The sequence below is a fragment of the Pseudomonas sp. RL_5y_Pfl2_69 genome (genome assembly GCF_963970465.1).
In the GTDB taxonomy this organism is placed as follows: domain Bacteria; phylum Pseudomonadota; class Gammaproteobacteria; order Pseudomonadales; family Pseudomonadaceae; genus Aquipseudomonas.
Map to the genome: position 1 here is coordinate 108625 of NZ_CAXAOU010000003.1, position 20311 is coordinate 128935.

Below are 20311 nucleotides of genomic sequence, written 5' to 3' on the forward strand. Positions count from 1 at the left end.
CCGCATGCTCAGCCTTTTGAGTCGTTATACTGGCGCGCCCCGGACTGGATCCGGGGTGCTTTTTTAACGATTCCAAGGATTTTCATGATTGTTCTGCCATGGCCTTATCTGGCACTTCTGACCCTCGGCTACGGCCTTGCCCTGAGCTTTGGGCAATTGGGTGTTCAAACCCTAATCGCACTTGGCCTGCTGACCCTCAGCGGGCTCGCCGTTCTACAAACCAAAAACCATTACCTGCGCTATGCCGGGCACGCACTGTTTGTTCTGCTGGCTATCGCGCTGGCCCTGCACTGGCTACCCGGTTTCCACAACGGAAAAGCCATCGGCCCCATGCGACTGACGCCTGATGCAGTGCCGTTTTCGATGTACTTCAATCTGGACAAACCACTGATTGGTTTCTGGCTGCTGCTGGTGTGCCCGTGGATCGCGCCACGCTTTGCCTGGCGCGTGTCTCTGGGCGCCACTTTAATGGGCCTGGCGCTGGCGGCGAGCATGGCGCTGGGCGGCGCGATGCTGCTGGGCATGATCGCATGGGCACCGAAATGGCCGCCCCAGGGCACTCTCTGGCTGCTGAACAACCTGCTGCTGGTAACACTGGTGGAGGAGGCGCTGTTTCGCGGCTACATCCAGGGCGGGCTGAGCCGAAAACTCAAAATGCTGCCTTATGGCCAGACTTTAGCGCTGATCGCGGCCTCGACGCTGTTTGGCCTGGCGCATGCCGCCGCTGGCTGGCAATGGATGTTGCTGGCGGGGCTGGCCGGAGTCGGCTATGGCCTGGCTTACCGCTTTGGCGGGTTGGGCGCGGCAATTGCCACCCACTTTGGGCTCAACGTGCTGCATTTCGTGTTTTTCACCTACCCGATGCTGACCCCCTGACGGGCCGGCTCCTGAAATATAAATTAAACAATTTCTTACCCATGCCGACAGCCTGTCAAAGTCTTGCGGATTGAAACGACATGCGTAACAACCAGCCCATCACTCAACGCGAACGCACATTCCCCGCGCAACAACGGTTGATCTCCACGACCGATGCCAAAGGCGTGATTTCCTATTGCAACGATGACTTTATGGAAATCAGCGGGTTTTCGCGTGAGGAGCTGATACGCGCACCGCACAATCTTGTGCGCCATCCCGACGTGCCGACTGCCGTGTTCGAGCATATGTGGAGCACCCTGAAAAAGGGCGCGCCGTGGATGGGTATCGTCAAGAACCGCTGCAAAAATGGCGACCACTACTGGGTCAATGCGTACGTCACCCCGATCTTCGAGAACGAACGCGTGGTGGGCTACGAGTCGGTACGGATCAAACCGACCGCCGAACAGATCCGCCGTGCCGAAGGCCTGTACTCACGCCTCAACCGGGGCAAATCGGCAGTGCCGCAGCGTGACAAGTGGCTACCGGTGCTGCAGGACTGGTTGCCCTTTATTCTGGTCAGTCAATTGAGCTTCACGATTGGTGCCCTGCTCAACTCCAGCTGGGGTTTTGCCCTGGCAGCCCTGCTGTCGATTCCGCTGGGACTGCTGGGCCTGACCTGGCAACAGCGCGGGATCAAGCGACTGCTTCGCCTGGCAGAACAAACCACGTCTGACCCGCTGATCGCACAGATGTACACCGACAGCCGCGGCCCGCAAGCACGCCTGGAGATGTCCATCCTGAGCCAGGAAGCACGCCTGAAAACCTGCCTGACACGCCTGCAGGACACTGCCGAGCATCTGAGCGGGCAAGCCCGTCAATCCGACATCCTGGCCCACAAGAGCTCTGTCGGGCTGGAGCGCCAGCGGGTCGAAACTGAGCAAGTGGCAACGGCCGTCAATCAGATGGCCGCGACCACACAAGAAGTGGCCAGCCACGTACAACGCACGGCTGACGCCACGCAAGAAGCCAACCGCCTGACCAGTCGCGGCCGCGATATTGCCGGTGAAACCCGCGAAGCCATTCAGCGCCTGTCAGTGGTGGTAGGCGAAACCGGTGCCACCGTCACGCAACTGGCCAAGGACAGTGACGAAATCGGCGGCGTGGTTGACGTGATCAAAGGCATTGCCGACCAGACCAACCTGCTGGCCCTGAACGCAGCCATCGAAGCGGCGCGAGCCGGTGAAATGGGCCGTGGCTTTGCCGTGGTGGCGGACGAAGTGCGCCAACTGGCGCAACGCACCAGCGCTTCCACCGGGCAAATTCACAGCCTGATTGCAAAGCTGCAACAGACCGCAGCCACTGCCGTCCAAACCATGGACGCCGGTCACCGTCAGGCTGAAGAGGGCGTGGCTCGGGTGCTGGAAGCCGACAAGGCGCTGGTGGGCATCAGCGAAGCGGTGGCCAATATCACCGACATGACTGCCCAGATCGCAGCGGCTACCGAGGAGCAAAGTGCGGTAGCTGAAGAAGTCAGCCGTAACATCAGCACCATTGCCGACCTGGCAGACCAGACTTCGGAACAGGCGCAGCATTCAGCGCTGTTGAGCGAAGAGCTGAGCCAGACCGTAAACAGCCAGTACTCGCTGGTGGAACGGTTTAACCGCTGAGGGTATTGAATACACCTACCGCGTAGATACTCTGTTGCCGGTCAAACGCGCTCCTCTAGTGGCTGCGCGCAAGACAGGTATTTCGAGTACATCTCCAGTATTTGTGTCCAACTGAACTATGGGTTTCGCCCCTAGGGCGAGGTGAGTGGTACTCGCGATCCGTAGCAGCTGTCGAGTAGAACGAGGCTGCGTCCGGCGTGATGCGGCACCCCGACGTAGCCGTCGTAAAATCAGCTTTCACGGTTTATCAGGCATACCGCGTGTACTGGCTTTGCGACCGCTTCGCGATCGAACGTAGCCTCGTTCTACTCGTCAACTGCTACGACGCGTAGTTGACGACGAAACCTGTAGTCGCTGAGGAGCGAAGCGAGGCTGCGAGGGGTTGCGCAGCGACCCTGCTTGAAGGTCCTACGGCCCTTATCGCAGCCTGCGGCAGCGACTACACGTGGTGTTCAGGCCCTGGGAATCAGTCATTTCGTACGACGTTTCGCTTTCATTCTCGTGAAACATCCGAGAAGATTCCGCTCGCTTGCGCCTGTCCATTTCGAGGAATAGTCTCGGCCAATCGCTGTCAATCAGCGGTTGGGTTTAGTAGCCCGACGATGTGATCAGGCGCAAGGCGCCACCTTAGTGAGGCGCTTTTTTTCGGCCCCGCTTTATGGTGGTCGTGCGCAGGGCGCCTTCGAGCGCGCCGGGTTTCCTGATCACCGGTCTACTAACCTGCGTACGGCTGCCACCCATTCGTTTAGTAGCGACAGGTGACAGCTCCTTTAAGTTGGTCAGGAGTTTTAACCATGAAAAAAATCACCCCCGATCCCCCTGTTGTCCCCCTCGATGCTGCTGACAGTCACGACCCGTTGCTGGATCGTATCGCCGTCGAACGTGCGCTCAATTACTACCTGCAAAACCATAAGCCTCAACGCCCCATGGGCACGGCCATGCTGGCCATCCCGAACAGTGTCAATTCAGAAGCGGCTTTGGCCCAGGCGTCAGACTTGTTGCGCTGTGCGGGTGCCTGCGCGAATGAGGCGGGGAATGGCCTGAGCGGGCATGCGCGCGATTTGGTGTTGTCGGTCATGCACCTGGTGGAGCTGGCCAAGGGGTATGTCGACAAGTCGCTGGACACACTGGCAACGCACTGAAGCAGCACGCGCCTGATTGGCGACAGGCGCGTCATTGCTCAATGACGGAAGGGTTTCTGTAGCAACTGAGGCTGCGTTCCTTCCCAGCTGCTACACGGCGTGTTGCAACCACTGCGCAATCCTGTCCGCCGCATCATCCAGATGCTGCTCATGGGTAAACCCCGAGGCCTTTAACGGCTTGAGGTCGTGATCTCCTGACACCAGCCACAACACTTCAATGCCAGGCGCCAGCGTGTAGGCCTCCACCGCCTCTCGATTGCCCAAGGCATCACGCTCACCTTGCACGATCAAGGTGGGCGTCTTGAGCTCAGCCAGATGTGCCACACGGGGTTTTTCCGGTTTGCCGCTCGCGTAGAACGGATAACCCAGGCACACCAGCCCATCCGCGTGCAATTCATCCGCCAGCATACTGGCCATACGCCCGCCCATTGACTTGCCGCCAATGACCAATGGCCCAGCGACATGCCGTCGCACCTCGCTAAACACTTCACGCCAGCATTCGAGCAATTTGGCCTGCTGATTTGGAGGCCTTTTGCCACCATCGAGACGTCGTTGTGCCATGTATGGGAACTCGAAGCGCAACACGCTCACCCCGCGTGCAGCAAGGCGTTCAGCCATTCCGTCCATCCAGATGCTGTCCATCGGCGCACCCGCACCGTGAGCCAGGATCAGTGTCGCGGATGAGGCTCCACAGGCGCCATTCCACAACCAGCCCCGCTGTTCCACGCACTGCAGCCATTGATCCCCGTCAATACCGACCTTGCCTGCTACACCCATGCTTGCCTCGCTTTTAGTCTGCCTATAACTCCAGGCGTGCCTTTGTATTCGCCTGAACCGTGGATGGGGAACCATGAACACTTCTACAAGTACCGCCTACAACTACAAGGTGGTCCGCCAATTTGCCATTATGACGGTGGTTTGGGGCATCGTCGGTATGGGGCTCGGCGTTTTTCTCGCCGCGCAGTTGGTCTGGCCAGAACTCAACTTCAATTTGCCTTGGACCAGTTTCGGGCGTCTGCGCCCTTTGCACACGAACGCCGTCATTTTTGCCTTCGGCGGCTGCGCCTTGTTCGCCGCCTCGTTCTACTCGGTGCAACGCACCTGCCAGGCCACGCTGTTCTCGCCCAAGATTGCGGCGTTTACCTTCTGGGGCTGGCAACTGGTGATTGTGCTCGCGGCCATCAGCCTGCCGCTGGGCTACACCAGTTCCAAGGAATACGCCGAGCTGGAATGGCCGATCGACATTTTGATCACCATCGTCTGGGTCGCATACGCCATCGTGTTCTTCGGCACGATCATGAAACGCAAGACCAAGCACATTTACGTGGGCAACTGGTTCTTCGGCGCATTCATCGTGACCGTGGCCATTTTGCACATCGTCAATAACCTGGAAATCCCGGTCAGCTTCACCAAGTCCTACTCGCTCTACGGTGGCGCCACTGACGCCATGGTGCAGTGGTGGTACGGGCATAACGCTGTGGGCTTTTTCCTGACCGCGGGCTTTTTGGGGATGATGTACTACTTCGTGCCTAAACAGGCCGAACGTCCGATCTACTCCTATCGCCTGTCCATCGTGCACTTCTGGGCGCTGATCACCCTGTACATCTGGGCCGGCCCTCACCACTTGCACTACACCGCGCTGCCGGACTGGGCCCAGTCGCTGGGCATGGTGATGTCGCTGATTCTGCTGGCACCGAGCTGGGGCGGCATGATCAACGGCATGATGACCCTCTCGGGCGCCTGGCATAAGTTGCGCAGCGACCCGATCCTGCGCTTCCTCGTGGTGTCACTGGCGTTCTACGGCATGTCGACCTTTGAAGGCCCGATGATGGCGATCAAGACCGTCAACGCCCTCTCCCACTACACCGACTGGACCATCGGCCACGTACACGCCGGTGCGTTGGGCTGGGTAGCGATGATCTCGATCGGCGCGCTGTATCACATGATCCCGAAAATCTTCGGTCGCCCGCAGATGTACAGCATGGGCCTGATCAACGCGCACTTCTGGCTGGCCACTATCGGCACCGTGCTCTACATCGCGTCGATGTGGGTCAACGGCATTGCTCAAGGCCTGATGTGGCGCGCAGTCAACGAAGACGGAACGCTGACCTACTCCTTCGTCGAAACCCTGGTGGCCAGCCATCCGGGCTATGTCGTACGACTGGTCGGTGGTGCGATCTTCTTCAGCGGCATGTTGCTGATGGCTTACAACACTTGGCGCACCGTGCGTAACGCCGAGCCCGCTGAAGTCGTAGCCGCCGCGCAGATGGCCTGAGGAGTTGGCAATGAAACACGAAGTCATTGAAAAAAATATCGGCCTGATGCTGTTGCTGATGATCCTGTGCGTGAGTGTGGGTGGCCTGACGCAAATCGTCCCTTTGTTCTTCGAGGACGTGACCAACACCCCGGTGGAGGGCATGAAGCCTTACACCGCGCTGCAACTGGAAGGTCGCGACATTTATATCCGCGAAGGCTGCGTGCAGTGTCACTCGCAGATGATCCGCCCGTTCCGCGCCGAGACCGAGCGTTACGGTCACTACTCGGTCGCCGGTGAAAGCGTGTGGGATCACCCGTTCCTGTGGGGCTCCAAGCGCACCGGGCCGGACCTGGCCCGTGTCGGCGGCCGTTACTCCGATGACTGGCACCGCGCGCATTTGTACAACCCGCGCAACGTCGTGCCCGAGTCGAAGATGCCAGCGTACCCGTGGCTGGTGGAGGCCCCGGTAGACAGCAGCCATACCGAGAAAAAACTTGAAGTGATGCGCACCCTGGGCGTGCCGTACACCGACGAAGACATCGCCAACGCCAAGCAGTCGGTGCAAGGCAAAACCGAGATGGACGCGCTGGTGGCCTATCTGCAAGTGCTCGGCACTGCCATCAAGAGCAAGAGGTAAGTCATGGTCTTCGAGATGAGTAGTGGAATGATTCGCGGCCTGGGCACCGTGGTGGTGGCCGTGGCGTTTATCGGTCTGGCCTTGTGGGTGTTCAGCCCGCGACGCAAATCGGAGTTTGAAGACGCGACCTTACTGCCATTCAAGGACGATCCAGAGGCGATTCAACACGTCGAGCAAGAACAAGCGTCTAGGAGTAACAAAGCATGACCACCTTCTGGAGTCTTTATATATGCGTGCTGACCATTGGCACGTTGATCGGCCTGACCTGGCTGCTGGTCAGTACGCGCAAGGGTGAAACCAAAAGCGATACCGTCGAGACCATGGGCCACAGCTTCGATGGCATCGAGGAGTACGACAACCCGCTGCCGCAATGGTGGTTCATGTTGTTCGTCGGCACGCTGGTGTTTGCGGTGGGGTACTTGATCCTTTACCCGGGCCTGGGCAACTGGAAAGGCCTGCTGCCCGGTTATGAAAATGGCTGGACCGGCGCCAATGAATGGCAGAAGGAAATGGACAAGGCGGATGCCAGGTTCGGGCCGATCTTCGCCAAATACGCTGCCATGCCGGTGGAGCAAGTCGCGCAGGATCCGGCCGCACTGAAAATGGGGGGACGCCTGTTTGCCTCCAACTGCTCGGTGTGTCACGGCTCGGACGCCAAAGGCGCTTTCGGCTTCCCGAATCTGGCCGACAACACCTGGCGCTGGGGCGGCGATGCCGACACCATCAAGGCCACCATCATGGGCGGACGTATTGCCGCGATGCCGGCCTGGGGTGAAGTATTGGGCGAAGCCGGGGTCAAGAACGTTGCCGCCTACGTGCGTCACGACCTGGCGGGCCTGCCATTGCCGCAAGACACTTCGGTGGATCTGGCGGCGGGCAAGCAAGCCTATGACACCACTTGCGTGGCTTGCCACGGGGCAAACGGCAAGGGCATGCAGCTGATGGGCGCGCCGGACCTGACCCAACCTGCGGGCTTTATCTACGGCACCAGCCTGGCGCAATTGCAGCAAACCATTCGCCACGGTCGCCAGGGTCACATGCCTGCGCAAAACGAGTTGCTGGGCAACGACAAGGTGCAGTTACTGGCGGCATACGTGTTCAGCTTGTCACATGGTAATCAAGAGGAAAAAACAGCCGAATAATTACCAGACATTTCCTGCCGCATCATTTTGGTGCGGCAGTTCCCGCCTCAAAGCGCGACCAAGTGTCGCACCTCTTTCTAGTCCGTTATTGCTCTCCCGCCATTCAGGACTAAGCTCTTGTCTTGCGTGATCGGGATTTTCCCGGCTCTACGTCAAGTGAAATTAATCGGTAAGTTGAAGGGCACTGTTACGGGCCACACTAGTGGGTTTACAACGGCTGTCGTCCATTGCGAAGTTCGCCATGCTCTCGCCATGCCTTACCCCCACTTGAACCTGCCCGCTTCTCCCCCTTCGGTTTTGCCCTCCGCGCGGCATTTTAGAGAGGTCCGTTTGACCTTACTCCCCGCATGGAAAGGCCGCAGAATAAGCCTTGGAAAGCATTGACCGGGGTCATGCTTCGTTGCAATACCCCTACGCTTTATACATACTTGCGACCGATTTTTATCCTAATAAAACACCTAAACCGTGGAACCTTAGAATGAGCACAGCAATCAGTCCGACTGCTTATAACTATAAGGTAGTCCGCCAGTTCGCCATCATGACGGTGGTCTGGGGGATCCTTGGCATGGGGCTCGGGGTTTTCATCGCGTCACAGCTTGTGTGGCCTGAATTGAACCTTGGCCTTGAATGGACGACCTTCGGCCGTCTTCGCCCCCTGCATACCAACCTTGTGATCTTTGCCTTTGGTGGCTGTGCATTGTTTGGCACCTCTTACTACGTCGTGCAGCGCACCTGCCAAACGCGACTGATCTCCGACACGCTCGCCTCGTTTACCTTCTGGGGTTGGCAGGCAGTGATCATCGGCGCGATCATCACGTTGCCGATGGGTTACACCACGAGCAAAGAATACGCAGAGCTGGAATTGCCTTTGGCAATCCTGCTGGCGATCGTCTGGGTGGTCTACGCCATTGTGTTCTTCGGAACCATTACCAAGCGTAAAACCAAGCATATCTATGTCGGTAACTGGTTCTACGGTGCCTTCATTCTCGTGACGGCAATGCTGCACATCGTCAACCACGCCTCCCTGCCAGTGAGCTTCTTCAAGTCTTACTCGGCATACGCCGGTGCGACAGACGCCATGATCCAGTGGTGGTATGGCCACAACGCGGTAGGTTTCTTCCTGACGACTGGCTTCCTGGGCATGATGTACTACTTCGTGCCGAAACAGGCCGAGCGCCCGATCTACTCGTATCGCCTGTCCATCGTGCACTTCTGGGCGCTGATCACCCTCTATATCTGGGCAGGTCCGCACCACTTGCACTACACCGCTCTGCCGGACTGGGCCCAGTCGCTGGGCATGGCAATGTCGATCATCCTGCTGGCTCCAAGCTGGGGCGGCATGATCAACGGCATGATGACCCTCTCTGGCGCATGGCATAAGTTGCGCACGGACCCGATCCTGCGCTTCCTCGTTGTGTCCCTGGCCTTCTACGGCATGTCGACCTTCGAAGGCCCGATGATGGCAATCAAGACCGTCAACGCGCTGTCGCACTACACCGACTGGACCATCGGCCACGTACATGCCGGTGCACTGGGCTGGGTTGCGATGATTTCGATCGGCGCCATGTACCACATGATCCCGAAAGTCTATGGCCAAAAGCAGATGTACAGCACCGGCCTGATCAACGTGCACTTCTGGCTGGCAACAATCGGTACCGTGCTTTACATCGCTTCGATGTGGGTCAACGGCATCACACAGGGCCTGATGTGGCGTGCAATCAACGACGACGGGACGCTGACCTACTCGTTCGTGGAAGCACTGCAAGCCAGTCACCCCGGCTTTATCGTTCGCGCCCTGGGCGGTGCCATTTTCGCCAGCGGCATGCTGTTCATGGCCTACAACGTGTTCCGCACCGTGCGTGCCTCGAACCCGGCAGAAGCTGAAGCGGCGAGCAAGATTGCTGTAGTTGGAGCTCACTGATGATCAAGCACGATACAATCGAGAAGAATATTGGCCTGATGGCTTTCTTCATGGTCATCGCCGTGAGCATTGGCGGCCTGACCCAAATCGTTCCGCTGTTCTTCCAGGACGTGACCAACACTCCGGTCGAGGGCATGAAGCCACGCACCGCGCTGGAACTGGAAGGCCGTGACATCTATATCGCCAACGGCTGTGTCGGCTGCCACTCGCAGATGATCCGTCCGTTCCGTGCCGAAACCGAACGTTACGGCCACTACTCGGTTGCCGGTGAAAGCGTCTGGGACCACCCGTTCCTGTGGGGCTCCAAGCGTACCGGTCCGGACCTGGCCCGCGTTGGCGGCCGCTACTCCGATGACTGGCAGCGTGCGCATTTGTACAACCCGCGCAACGTTGTGCCCGAGTCGATCATGCCGGCGTACCCGTTCCTCGTAGAGCGCAAGCTGGACGGCAAGGACACCGCGAAAAAAATGGAAGTCTTGCGCGAACTCGGCGTTCCTTACACCGACGAAGACATCGCCGGTGCCAAGGATGCTGTGAAGGGCAAAACTGAAATGGACGCACTGGTGGCTTACCTCCAGGGCTTGGGCACCATCATCAAAAGCAAACGGTGATCTGAATGGATATCGGGATGATTCGTGGCCTGGGCACTGTCGTTGTGATGGTGGCTTTTATCGGTTTGGCCTTGTGGGTATTCAGCCCGCGACGCAAGTCAGAATTTGACGACGCTACCTTGTTGCCGTTCAAGGATGATCCCGAAGCCATCAAGCACGTCGAGCAAGAGCAAGCTTCTAGGAGTAACAAAGAATGACTACGTTCTGGAGTCTGTACGTTACAGTCCTCACTCTGGGTACCATCTTCGCCTTGACCTGGCTGTTGCTGGCCACCCGCAAGGGCCAGCGCAGCGAGCAGACCGACGAGAAAGTCGGGCACGCTTACGACGGGATCGAAGAGTACGACAACCCAATGCCTAAATGGTGGTTCATGCTGTTTGTCGGCACCGTCATTTTCGCCCTCGGCTACCTCGTTCTGTACCCGGGCCTGGGTAACTGGAAAGGCCTGCTGCCGGGCTACCAGTACCTGGACACCAAAGAGCAAACCCAGTTTGCCAATGGCCAGACCGGCTGGACCGGCGTTCACGAGTGGGAAAAGGAAATGGCCAAATCGGACGCCAAATTTGGCCCGATCTTCGCCAAGTTCGCTGCCATGCCCATTGAAGAAGTCGCCAAGGATCCGCAAGCACTGAAAATGGGCGGTCGTCTGTTCGCGTCCAACTGCTCGGTGTGCCACGGCTCCGACGCCAAGGGCGCCTACGGCTTCCCGAACCTGACCGACGCCGACTGGCGCTGGGGCGGTACGCCTGCCGACATCAAGACCACCATCATGGCCGGCCGTCACGCCGTCATGCCGGGCTGGTCCGAAGTGATTGGCGAGCAAGGCGTCAGCGACGTAGCTGCCTACGTACTGACCAGTCTGGATGGCCGTAAATTGCCGGAAGGTGCGAAAGCCGACCCTGCCAAGGGCAAGGAGCTTTTCGCTACCAACTGTGCGGTGTGCCACGGTCCGGAAGGTAAAGGTAACCCGCTGATGGGTGCACCGAACCTGACTCACCCCGGGGCGTTCATCTACGGTTCGAGCTTCGCTCAACTGCAGCAGACCATCCGTTACGGCCGTCAGGGCCAGATGCCTGCACAGGCTGACCTGCAAGGGAACGACAAGGTTCACTTGCTGGCCGCCTACGTTTACAGCCTGTCCCATGGCGATGAAGCCAAGACAGACGAATAACGCAGACGTCTGAATGCAGCAAAAAATGGCCCCGCCAACGAGAGTTGGCGGGGCCATTTTGTTTCAGGATCCGGCAAGCTGTTGCAGCGCCCGCCCAAAAGGTAGTAACGTTTCTACATTGTATTTTCAGGGGAGCAGCAGCCCATGTCCATCACGACCATTTCAAGCCGCGACTTCAACCAGGACACAAGTGGTGCCAAAAAAGCAGCCCAGAATGGGCCGGTTTACATCACCGATCGTGGTCGTCCCGCCCATGTACTGCTATGCATGGAAGAGTACCAACGACTGACCGGACTGAACGCCAGCATCGTCGACCTGCTCGTCATGCCGGAGCCAGCGGTTGAATTCGAACCCGAACGCGCAATTATCACGCCGCGCCCAGTGGACTTCTAATGTTCCTGCTCGATACCAACGTCATCTCTGAACTGCGCAAACCCCAGGCCAATCCCGGCGTGGTGGCCTGGGCCAGCACTGTCCCGGCCTACCGGCTGTACATCTCGGCGATTAGCCTGCTTGAAATCGAAACCGGCATCCTGCGCCTAGAGCGGCGCGACCCTGCGCAAGCCGTACCGTTGCGCAACTGGCTGGACAACCATGTCATCCCTGCCTTTGCCGGACGCGTTCTGTCAGTGGATGGCAGCGTTGCCCGACGATGCGCCCGCCTCCACGTCCCTGACCGCAGCAATGAGAGTGATGCCCTGATCGCTGCCACGGCATTGGTTCACGACATGACCGTTGTCACCCGCAACACGAAGGATTTCGCCTTCAGCGGTGCCTCCCTGCTCAACCCTTGGGAACTCTGATTCAAGGCTGCGCGCAACTCACCCGCTGCCTTAAGTCAATTGATCCATGTCATGACTTGTTACAACTCCTATACCAACTTCTTCTTTTCCGGAACGCGACCAAAGGTCGCACCCTTGAGCTAGAGTCACAGGCGTATCATTACGTTACTGCAACACCTTCTGACCGCGGTCGGCATGTACTGACCGAGGCATTTTCCACTGCCGTGGGACGCACTAATGAGCAATCAGATTCCTGTACACGACGTCACTCCGCCTGGCAAAAAAACCACTGAAAGCACCGATCTGTACGCAGCCCGGGAAAAAATCTACACCCGTGCCTTCACCGGCCTTTTCCGCAACCTGCGCATTGGTGGCGGCGCTCTCCTGTTTCTGCTGTATTTCGGCACGGTGTGGCTCAACTGGGGCGGCCACCAGGCTGTCTGGTGGAACCTTCCGGAGCGTAAATTCTTTATTTTTGGTGCCACTTTCTGGCCACAGGATTTCATCCTCCTGTCCGGACTGTTGATCGTCGCCGCCTTTGGTTTGTTTTTTATTACCGTTTACGCCGGGCGTGTGTGGTGCGGCTACACCTGCCCGCAAAGCGTATGGACCTGGGTGTTCATGTGGTGCGAAAAGGTCACCGAAGGCGACCGCAACCAACGCATCAAGCTCGACAAAGCGCCGATGAGCGCCAACAAGTTCCTGCGCAAGCTGAGCAAGCACAGCCTGTGGCTGTTGATCGGCTTTGTCACCGGCATGACCTTTGTCGGTTACTTCTCGCCGATTCGTGAACTGGTCATCGACTTCTTTACCGGCCAGGCCGATGGCTGGGCGTACTTCTGGGTCGGCTTCTTCACCCTCGCGACCTACGGAAACGCGGGCTGGCTGCGTGAGCAGGTGTGCATTTACATGTGCCCGTACGCTCGCTTCCAGAGCGTGATGTTTGATAAAGACACCCTGATCGTTTCATACGACCCCCGTCGCGGCGAACTCCGCGGGCCACGCAAAAAAGATGCGGACTACAAGGCTCAAGGCCTGGGCGATTGCATTGACTGCACCATGTGCGTGCAGGTATGCCCCACCGGGATTGATATACGGGACGGCCTGCAGATCGAGTGCATCGGCTGCGCCGCTTGTATCGACGCCTGCGACAGCATCATGGACAAAATGAACTACCCCCGCGGCCTGATCAGCTACACCACCGAACACAACCTTTCAGGCCAGAAAACCCAGAAGCTGCGCCCGCGCCTGATTGGTTACGCCCTGGTATTGCTGACCATGATGGGGTTGCTGGCAGCCGCCTTCTTTACCCGCACACTGGTCGGTTTCGACGTCAGCAAAGACCGCGTGCTCTACCGCGAAAACGCTGAAGGCCGCATCGAAAACGTCTACAGCCTCAAGATCATGAACAAGGATCAGCAAGACCATACCTACGTGCTGGACGCCACCGGCCTGCCCGACCTCAAGCTGCAAGGCAAACGCGAAATCAAGGTCGCGGCCGGCGATATCGTCAGCCTGCCGGTCGAGCTGTCGATTGCCCCCGAGAAGCTGCCATCCAGTACCAACGAAGTGTTCTTCATCCTCAAGGACGCCGACAACAACGACATCAACGTTAAAGCCAAGAGCCGATTCATCGGCCCACAAATCAGATAAGAGAATTCGACATGCCCGCAGCAAAAGCCTCCAGCCCCTGGTACAAGCATATTTGGCCGTGGATCATCATTGCCATCCTCGCCTGTTCGGTGACCCTGACCCTGTCGATGGTCACTATTGCCGTGAACAACCCGGACCACCTGGTTAACGACAATTACTACGAGGCCGGCAAAGGCATCAACCGCTCCCTTGACCGTGAATTGCTGGGCCAGACCCTGCAACTCAAAGCCAGGCTGCGTCTGGACGAGATGACCGGCGAAGTGGTGCTGCTGCTGGAAGGCAACAGCAAGCCGCAGGTTCTGGAACTGAACCTGATCTCCCCGACCCAACCCGAAAAAGACCGCAAAATCAGCCTGAGCCAGAGCGCTTCGGAGCCAGGGCGCTACATCGGCCAACTGGATGACAAGATCGAAGGTCGCCGCTTTGTCGAGTTGATGGGCGTTGAAGACGGCCATACGTGGCGCCTGTTTGAAGAAGAACTGGTCGGCCACGACAAGGACCTGCTGCTGGGCGACGAGCCGCTGCAAGGCGCTGAAGACCACAACAAGAAGTAACCTCTTTGCGATCAAGCCCGCCGCCACCGCTATGGCAGCGGACTTGATCGCGACGACGTATTTCCCGGCGACACCATATCGCGATAGACCGCCATGACCTCTCCCGTACCCTGCTATCACTGCGCCCTGCCCGTTCCGCCGGGCAGCCGGTTTACCGCCGTTGTCCTGGGCGAAGTTCGCGAGTTCTGCTGCCCGGGCTGCCAGGCGGTGGCCGAGGCCATCGTGGCGGGCGGCCTCGAAAGCTACTACCAACACCGCAGCGAGGCGTCAGCCAACCCTGACGCCCTACCCGTGCAACTGGTAGAAGAACTGGCACTGTATGACCGCCCCGACGTGCAAAAACCATTTGTGCGCCACGAGGGTGAGCAGGCCCAAACCACCCTGCTCATCGAAGGCATCAGTTGCGCGGCCTGTGGCTGGCTGATTGAGAAACACCTGCGAAGCCTGCCTGCCGTGAGCGAAGCCCGGCTCAATCTGTCCAACCATCGACTGCATGTAAGCTGGGACACGAACCAACTGGCGCTGAGCGCCATCCTGAGCGAACTGCGTCATATCGGTTATGCCGCACACCCTTACCAGGCCGATCGCGCCACTGAACAACTGGCCAGCGAAAACCGCCTGGCCCTGCGCCAACTGGGTGTCGCCGGGCTGCTGTGGTTTCAGGCAATGATGGCAACGATGGCCACTTGGCCCGAATTCAATATCGACCTCAGCCCCGAGATGCACACTATCCTGCGCTGGGTTGCGCTGTTTCTGACCACCCCCATTGTGTTTTACAGCTGTGCACCCTTCTTCAAAGGTGCCATGCGCGACCTGCGCACCCGCCATCTGACCATGGATGTGTCGGTGTCCCTGGCCATCGGCGGGGCCTACATCGCCGGAATCTGGACCGCCATCACCGGCGTCGGCGAGCTGTATTTCGACGCGGTCGGCATGTTTGCCCTGTTCTTGCTGGCCGGGCGCTACCTCGAGCGCCGTGCCCGCGAGCGCACTGCTGCCGCCACTGCACAACTGGTCAACCTGCTACCCGCCTCCTGCCTGCGCCTGACTGACGACGGCCAAAGCGAGCGCATCCTGCTGACCGAGCTTAAAGTCGGCGACAAGGTACTGGTCCACCCCGGCGCGATCCTTCCGGCAGACGGCAAAATTCTTGATGGCCAATCAAGCATCGATGAATCCCTGCTGACCGGCGAGTATCTGCCTCAACCTCGCTGTATCGGCGACGCCGTGACGGCGGGCACCCTGAATGTCGAAGGCGCCCTGACCATTGAAGTCATGGCCCTCGGCCAGGACACCCGCCTGTCCGCCATCGTGCGGTTGCTGGATCGCGCTCAAAGCGAAAAACCGCGCCTGGCTGAAATTGCCGACAGGGCCGCGCAATGGTTCTTGCTGTTCTCGTTGATCGCAGCGGCCGGGATCGGCTTGCTGTGGTGGCAACTGGATCCATCGCGGGCCTTCTGGATTGTCCTGGCGATGTTGGTGGCTACCTGCCCTTGCGCTCTGTCCCTCGCAACCCCCACTGCACTCACTGCCGCAACCGGCACGCTGCACAAACTGGGTCTACTGCTGACCCGCGGCCATGTGATCGAGGGACTTAACCAGATCGACACCGTGATTTTCGACAAGACCGGCACACTGACGGAAGGTCGCCTGGCGCTGCGGGCCATTCGCCCCTTGAGCGACCTGGACAGCGATCAGTGCCTGGCCCTCGCGGCAGCCCTCGAAAACCGCTCCGAACACCCCATTGCCCGCGCTTTTGGCCGTGCCCCGCAAGCCGCAGAGGAAGTCCACAGCACGCCGGGCCTGGGCCTTGAAGGACGGGTTGGGGAACAGCATTTGCGCATCGGCCAGCCGGGTTTTGTCTGCGAGCTGAGCCAGTGCCAGGTCCCGACCATGCCGGATGAACCCGGGCAATGGTTATTGCTGGGTAATGGCGAGGGCGCTCTGGCCTGGTTTGTTCTGGATGACCGCCTGCGCGAGGATGCCCCCGCGTTGCTGGCCGCGTGCAAGGCACGAGGCTGGCGGACGCTGCTGCTCTCGGGAGACAGCTCGCCGATGGTCGCCAGCGTGGCCGCCGAACTGGGGATCGATGAAGCCCGGGGCGGGTTGCGCCCGGACGACAAGCTGCAAATATTGCAACAGCTCCATGCACAGGGGCGCAAGGTGCTGATGCTGGGTGACGGGGTCAACGATGTCCCGGTACTCGCCGCTGCCGATATCAGCGTGGCAATGGGGTCGGCCACGGACCTGGCCAAGACCAGTGCCGATGCAGTACTGCTCTCCAATCGCCTGGGCGCCCTGGTGCAAGCCTTCAGCCTGGCACGACGCACTCGCCGCGTGATCATCGAGAACCTGTTGTGGGCTGGCCTGTACAATGGCCTTATGCTGCCATTTGCCGCACTGGGCTGGATCACGCCGATCTGGGCCGCCATCGGCATGTCGGTCAGCTCGTTGACCGTGGTGCTCAATGCCTTGCGCCTGACGCGCACGCCTGGCGTGGCACCTGCCTGTGCCACGCCACACACCCGCCCGCTTCCGGCCTGACCGGTTGCCTGGAGCCTATATGCCAGCGCTATACGTCATGATTCCTGCGGCCTTGCTGATTGTCGCCATCGCCATCTACATCTTTTTCTGGGCCGTGGACAGCGGCCAGTACGACGATCTGGACAGCCCGGCCCACAGCATCCTGTTCGACGACCAGGACCCGCAACACACCGCAGCGGTCGAAGAAGCCAGGAACCAGCATCCGGAGTCGATCACCGACACCGACAAAAAAACGCCCCCCCATGCTTGAGTTGGCGCCACTGCTGGTCTCGGCCGTCATTTTGGGCCTGCTCGGCGGCGGGCATTGCCTGGGCATGTGTGGCGGCCTGATGGGTGCGCTGACCCTTGCCATCCCCAAAGAGCAGCGCAGCCGACGCTTCAGGTTGTTGCTGGCCTACAACCTTGGGCGAATTCTCAGCTATGCCACGGCTGGACTGCTGCTGGGGATGGCAGGCTGGGCAGTGGCCAACAGCCCCGCAGCCATGTTCATGCGCATCCTGGCCGGGCTACTGCTGATTTGCATGGGCCTGTACCTGGCTGGCTGGTGGAGCGGACTGACCCGGATTGAGAGCCTGGGGCGCGGCCTGTGGCGGCATATCCAGCCCGTGGCCACCCGCTTGTTACCCGTGTCGAGCCTGCCGCGGGCATTGCTGCTGGGTGCGCTCTGGGGCTGGCTACCCTGCGGATTGGTGTACAGCACGTTGATCTGGTCAGCCAGCCAGGGCAGCGCGATCGACAGTGCATTGCTGATGCTTGCGTTTGGCCTGGGCACCTGGCCCGTACTGCTGGCCACCGGCCTGGCTGCCGAGCGGGTGACTGCATTGCTGCGTAAACGCAGCGTGCGCATGACCGGAGGGCTGCTGGTCATCCTGTTCGGCATCTGGACCCTGCCCGGCCCGCATCAGCATTGGTTGATGGGGCATTAAATCAAGCACCTTGTAGTCGTTGCCGCAGGCTGCGATGGACTGCGTAGCAGGCCTGGTTTTTGAAGGCCCTGCGGTCCTTATCGCAGCCTGCGGCAGCGACTACAGGGACTAAGCCAAATCACAGCCCTTGATGCAAATCAAGATGCAACATCGACTCACCCCCTAGACTCCTGTGCATTGCCAGCCATCCCAGGGGAATGCCCGCATGCTCGACGCCATTCGTTGGGACCCAGATTTGATCCGCCGCTACGATCTGGCGGGTCCGCGCTACACCTCGTATCCGACAGCGATGCAGTTCAACAATCAGGTCAGCCCGTTCGACCTGCTGCACGCCCTGCGCGAAAGCCGCAAGGCACTGCGCCCGCTGTCGCTGTATGTACACGTGCCGTTCTGCGCCAACATTTGCTATTACTGTGCCTGCAACAAGGTCATCACCAAAGACCGTGGCCGGGCACAGCCCTACCTGCAAAGGCTTGAGCAAGAAATCCAGATGATTGCCTGTCACCTCGACCCAAAACAAAAGGTCGAGCAACTGCACTTTGGTGGCGGCACGCCTACTTTCCTCAGTCACGACGAATTGCGCCATTTGATGGCCACGCTGCGTCAGCACTTCAATCTGCTGGACGATGACTCAGGTGATTACGGCATTGAAATCGACCCGCGGGAAGCCGACTGGTCGACCATGGGCCTGTTGCGTGAACTGGGCTTCAACCGGGTCAGTATCGGCCTGCAAGACCTAGATCCAGACGTACAGCGTGCCGTCAATCGCCTGCAAAGCCTGGAAGAAACACGGGCGGTGATCGATGCCGCACGCACCCTGCAGTTTCGCTCGATCAATATCGACCTGATCTACGGTTTGCCCAAGCAAACCCCCGAGGCCTTTGCGCGAACCGTTGACGAAGTGATCAGCTTGCAGCCGGATCGCCTGTCAGTGTTCAACTATGCCCACTTGCCTGAACGTTTCATGCCTCAGCGCCGGATCAATACTAACGACCTGCCCTCGCCTGCCGCGAAACTGCAGATGCTGGAGCGCACCATCGAGCAACTGACGGGCGCCGGCTATCGCTATATCGGCATGGATCACTTCGCGCTGCCGGACGATGAACTGGCAATTGCCCAGGAAGAGTCAACCTTGCAGCGCAACTTTCAGGGCTACACCACCCACGGCCATTGCGACCTGATCGGGCTTGGCGTCTCGGCCATCAGCCAGATTGGTGATCTTTATTGCCAGAACGACAGCGACCTGGCGAGCTATCAGCACACCCTGGCCAGTGACCAGCTCGCCACCCACCGTGGCCTGCTGTGCAATCAGGACGATCGCATCCGCCGGGCAGTCATCCAGCAGATCATCTGCAATTTGCACCTGCCATTCGCAGACATCGAGCAGGCGTTCAATATCGACTTCCGTGGATATTTCGCGCCTCAATGGCCGATGCTCAAAACCATGGCGGCTGACGGGCTGATTGCTCTGGACGAGCGGCAATTGACCGTATTGCCTGCCGGGCGGTTACTGGTGCGCTCAGTGTGCATGGTGTTCGATGCCTACCTGGAACAACAAACCCGCCAGCGATATTCGCGGGTGATTTAAGGTCGCGAACACGACCTCTACAGCATGAGATGAATGCACCGGTGTGGTGCGGCTGGCCTAGCCTCCCGCACTGGGGTACCCTTGCATCTTATGTGTGTTTTCCTACAAGGATTTAAGAAATGCCCGAGCCAGTAAAAGTGCGCGCTCATAACCAGGCCCACTGCAAGGACTGCAGCCTGGCACCTCTCTGCCTGCCACTTTCGTTGGACCTGGAAGACATGGACGCGCTGGAAGAAATCGTCAAGCGCGGGCGTCCACTGAAAAAAGGCGAGTTTTTGTTTCGCCAAGGCGACACGTTTGGCTCGGTCTACGCCGTCCGTTCTGGCGCATTGAAAACATTCAGCCTGAGCGACAACGGTGAGGAGCAAATTACCGGCTTCCACCTGCCAAGCGAACTGGTCGGCCTTTCCGGGATGGACACGGAAACCTACCCGGTATCGGCTCAAGCGCTGGAAACCACTCCCGTGTGCGAAATCCCGTTCGAGCGCCTGGACGAACTTTCCGTGCAACTGCCCCAGCTTCGCCGCCAGCTGATGCGTGTGATGAGCCGCGAAATTCGCGACGATCAGCAAATGATGCTGTTGCTGTCGAAAAAGACGGCCGACGAACGTATCGCCACCTTTCTGGTCAACCTGTCAGCGCGCTTTCGCGCCCGTGGTTTCTCGGCCAATCAATACCGCCTGAGCATGTCGCGCAACGAAATCGGCAACTACCTGGGCCTGGCCGTAGAGACCGTGTCCCGCGTGTTCACACGCCTGCAGGAAAACCAGCTGATCACGGCCGAAGGCAAAGAAGTGCATATCCTTGATCCGATCAAGTTGTGCGCCCTGGCGGGTGGTTCACTGGAAGTCTAAAACGGCT

Annotated in this window: 21 protein-coding genes; 20 read left to right on the top strand and 1 reads right to left on the bottom strand. The window is 59.2% G+C overall.

The window, feature by feature from the left end; translation table 11 throughout:
- The first annotated feature begins 84 nt into the window (after positions 1-84).
- From AACY07_RS06690 to AACY07_RS06700, 3 genes are all read left to right on the top strand, one after another.
- Positions 85-876 carry a CPBP family intramembrane glutamic endopeptidase gene (locus AACY07_RS06690; protein WP_339474060.1) on the top strand — a complete coding sequence of 264 codons (792 nt, stop codon included), beginning with the start codon at positions 85-87 and terminating at the stop codon, positions 874-876.
- Positions 877-956: 80 nt separating this feature from the next.
- On the top strand, positions 957-2522 hold the full coding sequence (locus tag AACY07_RS06695; protein WP_339474062.1) for a methyl-accepting chemotaxis protein: 1566 nt from the start codon (positions 957-959) through the stop codon (positions 2520-2522).
- A gap of 794 nt (positions 2523-3316) precedes the next feature.
- Entirely contained in the window at positions 3317-3664 is a 348-nt protein-coding gene (locus AACY07_RS06700; RefSeq protein ID WP_339474063.1) for a DUF6124 family protein, read from the top strand.
- A gap of 90 nt (positions 3665-3754) precedes the next feature.
- Here the strand turns inward: AACY07_RS06700 and AACY07_RS06705 are convergent, their stop codons facing one another.
- On the bottom strand, positions 3755-4441 hold the full coding sequence (locus AACY07_RS06705; RefSeq protein WP_339474065.1) for an alpha/beta fold hydrolase: 687 nt from the start codon (positions 4439-4441) through the stop codon (positions 3755-3757).
- A gap of 73 nt (positions 4442-4514) precedes the next feature.
- On the opposite strand from AACY07_RS06705, the gene ccoN (AACY07_RS06710) reads away from it, so the two are divergent.
- The 17 genes from ccoN (AACY07_RS06710) (at position 4515) to fnr (ending at position 20304) form a co-directional block, all read left to right on the top strand.
- Positions 4515-5939 (top strand): cytochrome-c oxidase, cbb3-type subunit I, encoded by a 1425-nt coding sequence (gene ccoN / locus AACY07_RS06710; protein WP_133077163.1) that lies wholly within the window; start codon positions 4515-4517, stop codon positions 5937-5939.
- 10 nt (positions 5940-5949) lie between these two features.
- The gene (gene ccoO, locus AACY07_RS06715) at positions 5950-6558 is read left to right on the top strand and encodes a cytochrome-c oxidase, cbb3-type subunit II (RefSeq protein WP_133077162.1); all 609 of its coding nucleotides are present in this window, start codon (positions 5950-5952) and stop codon (positions 6556-6558) included.
- A 15-nt stretch (positions 6559-6573) separates the two neighbouring features.
- Entirely contained in the window at positions 6574-6765 is a 192-nt protein-coding gene (locus AACY07_RS06720; RefSeq protein ID WP_019826673.1) for a cbb3-type cytochrome oxidase subunit 3, read from the top strand.
- Positions 6762-7700, top strand: coding sequence for a cytochrome-c oxidase, cbb3-type subunit III (gene ccoP / locus AACY07_RS06725; protein WP_219261518.1), 939 nt, complete (start codon positions 6762-6764; stop codon positions 7698-7700). Before AACY07_RS06720 ends, ccoP (AACY07_RS06725) begins: the two co-directional genes overlap by 4 nt.
- A gap of 478 nt (positions 7701-8178) precedes the next feature.
- Positions 8179-9621 carry a cytochrome-c oxidase, cbb3-type subunit I gene (ccoN, locus tag AACY07_RS06730; protein ID WP_339474067.1) on the top strand — a complete coding sequence of 481 codons (1443 nt, stop codon included), beginning with the start codon at positions 8179-8181 and terminating at the stop codon, positions 9619-9621.
- 2 nt (positions 9622-9623) lie between these two features.
- Complete coding sequence (ccoO, locus tag AACY07_RS06735; protein ID WP_374105696.1) at positions 9624-10232, top strand: cytochrome-c oxidase, cbb3-type subunit II; 609 nt, start codon at positions 9624-9626, stop codon at positions 10230-10232.
- Between the two features lie 5 nt (positions 10233-10237).
- Positions 10238-10429: a CcoQ/FixQ family Cbb3-type cytochrome c oxidase assembly chaperone gene (locus tag AACY07_RS06740; RefSeq protein ID WP_003447209.1), complete on the top strand. Its 192-nt coding sequence runs from the start codon at positions 10238-10240 to the stop codon at positions 10427-10429.
- Positions 10426-11403 (top strand): cytochrome-c oxidase, cbb3-type subunit III, encoded by a 978-nt coding sequence (ccoP, locus tag AACY07_RS06745; protein ID WP_133077158.1) that lies wholly within the window; start codon positions 10426-10428, stop codon positions 11401-11403. Before AACY07_RS06740 ends, ccoP (AACY07_RS06745) begins: the two co-directional genes overlap by 4 nt.
- Positions 11404-11547: 144 nt before the next feature.
- On the top strand, positions 11548-11796 hold the full coding sequence (locus tag AACY07_RS06750) for a type II toxin-antitoxin system Phd/YefM family antitoxin (RefSeq protein ID WP_219261519.1): 249 nt from the start codon (positions 11548-11550) through the stop codon (positions 11794-11796).
- Positions 11796-12206 (top strand): type II toxin-antitoxin system VapC family toxin, encoded by a 411-nt coding sequence (locus tag AACY07_RS06755; protein WP_339474070.1) that lies wholly within the window; start codon positions 11796-11798, stop codon positions 12204-12206. Before AACY07_RS06750 ends, AACY07_RS06755 begins: the two co-directional genes overlap by 1 nt.
- 216 nt (positions 12207-12422) lie before the next feature.
- A complete protein-coding gene (gene ccoG, locus AACY07_RS06760; RefSeq protein WP_133077155.1) occupies positions 12423-13838 on the top strand; it encodes a cytochrome c oxidase accessory protein CcoG in 1416 nt (471 codons plus the stop codon).
- An 11-nt stretch (positions 13839-13849) separates the two neighbouring features.
- On the top strand, positions 13850-14392 hold the full coding sequence (locus AACY07_RS06765; protein ID WP_133077154.1) for a FixH family protein: 543 nt from the start codon (positions 13850-13852) through the stop codon (positions 14390-14392).
- Positions 14393-14485: 93 nt separating this feature from the next.
- Positions 14486-16936 carry a heavy metal translocating P-type ATPase gene (locus tag AACY07_RS06770; protein WP_339474071.1) on the top strand — a complete coding sequence of 817 codons (2451 nt, stop codon included), beginning with the start codon at positions 14486-14488 and terminating at the stop codon, positions 16934-16936.
- 19 nt (positions 16937-16955) lie between these two features.
- A complete protein-coding gene (gene ccoS / locus AACY07_RS06775) occupies positions 16956-17186 on the top strand; it encodes a cbb3-type cytochrome oxidase assembly protein CcoS (RefSeq protein ID WP_133077152.1) in 231 nt (76 codons plus the stop codon).
- Positions 17179-17862, top strand: coding sequence for a sulfite exporter TauE/SafE family protein (locus AACY07_RS06780; protein ID WP_133077151.1), 684 nt, complete (start codon positions 17179-17181; stop codon positions 17860-17862). The genes ccoS and AACY07_RS06780 overlap by 8 nt, the downstream gene beginning before the upstream one ends.
- A 205-nt stretch (positions 17863-18067) precedes the next feature.
- Entirely contained in the window at positions 18068-19450 is a 1383-nt protein-coding gene (gene hemN, locus AACY07_RS06785) for an oxygen-independent coproporphyrinogen III oxidase (protein WP_339474072.1), read from the top strand.
- Positions 19451-19569: 119 nt separating this feature from the next.
- A complete protein-coding gene (gene fnr / locus AACY07_RS06790) occupies positions 19570-20304 on the top strand; it encodes a fumarate/nitrate reduction transcriptional regulator Fnr (protein ID WP_133077149.1) in 735 nt (244 codons plus the stop codon).
- Positions 20305-20311: the final 7 nt, after the last annotated feature.

Bases quoted from the DNA above. Each gene is read 5' to 3' on its own strand.
- AACY07_RS06690 (WP_339474060.1), top strand. From the start codon at position 85: ATGATTGTTCTGCCATGGCCTTATCTGGCACTTCTGACCCTCGGCTAC.
- AACY07_RS06695 (WP_339474062.1), top strand. From the start codon at position 957: ATGCGTAACAACCAGCCCATCACTCAACGCGAACGCACATTCCCCGCG.
- AACY07_RS06700 (WP_339474063.1), top strand. From the start codon at position 3,317: ATGAAAAAAATCACCCCCGATCCCCCTGTTGTCCCCCTCGATGCTGCT.
- AACY07_RS06705 (WP_339474065.1), bottom strand. From the start codon at position 4,441: ATGGGTGTAGCAGGCAAGGTCGGTATTGACGGGGATCAATGGCTGCAG.
- ccoN (WP_133077163.1), top strand. From the start codon at position 4,515: ATGAACACTTCTACAAGTACCGCCTACAACTACAAGGTGGTCCGCCAA.
- ccoO (WP_133077162.1), top strand. From the start codon at position 5,950: ATGAAACACGAAGTCATTGAAAAAAATATCGGCCTGATGCTGTTGCTG.
- AACY07_RS06720 (WP_019826673.1), top strand. From the start codon at position 6,574: ATGAGTAGTGGAATGATTCGCGGCCTGGGCACCGTGGTGGTGGCCGTG.
- ccoP (WP_219261518.1), top strand. From the start codon at position 6,762: ATGACCACCTTCTGGAGTCTTTATATATGCGTGCTGACCATTGGCACG.
- ccoN (WP_339474067.1), top strand. From the start codon at position 8,179: ATGAGCACAGCAATCAGTCCGACTGCTTATAACTATAAGGTAGTCCGC.
- AACY07_RS06740 (WP_003447209.1), top strand. From the start codon at position 10,238: ATGGATATCGGGATGATTCGTGGCCTGGGCACTGTCGTTGTGATGGTG.
- ccoP (WP_133077158.1), top strand. From the start codon at position 10,426: ATGACTACGTTCTGGAGTCTGTACGTTACAGTCCTCACTCTGGGTACC.
- AACY07_RS06750 (WP_219261519.1), top strand. From the start codon at position 11,548: ATGTCCATCACGACCATTTCAAGCCGCGACTTCAACCAGGACACAAGT.
- AACY07_RS06755 (WP_339474070.1), top strand. From the start codon at position 11,796: ATGTTCCTGCTCGATACCAACGTCATCTCTGAACTGCGCAAACCCCAG.
- ccoG (WP_133077155.1), top strand. From the start codon at position 12,423: ATGAGCAATCAGATTCCTGTACACGACGTCACTCCGCCTGGCAAAAAA.
- AACY07_RS06765 (WP_133077154.1), top strand. From the start codon at position 13,850: ATGCCCGCAGCAAAAGCCTCCAGCCCCTGGTACAAGCATATTTGGCCG.
- AACY07_RS06770 (WP_339474071.1), top strand. From the start codon at position 14,486: ATGACCTCTCCCGTACCCTGCTATCACTGCGCCCTGCCCGTTCCGCCG.
- ccoS (WP_133077152.1), top strand. From the start codon at position 16,956: ATGCCAGCGCTATACGTCATGATTCCTGCGGCCTTGCTGATTGTCGCC.
- AACY07_RS06780 (WP_133077151.1), top strand. From the start codon at position 17,179: ATGCTTGAGTTGGCGCCACTGCTGGTCTCGGCCGTCATTTTGGGCCTG.
- hemN (WP_339474072.1), top strand. From the start codon at position 18,068: ATGCTCGACGCCATTCGTTGGGACCCAGATTTGATCCGCCGCTACGAT.
- fnr (WP_133077149.1), top strand. From the start codon at position 19,570: ATGCCCGAGCCAGTAAAAGTGCGCGCTCATAACCAGGCCCACTGCAAG.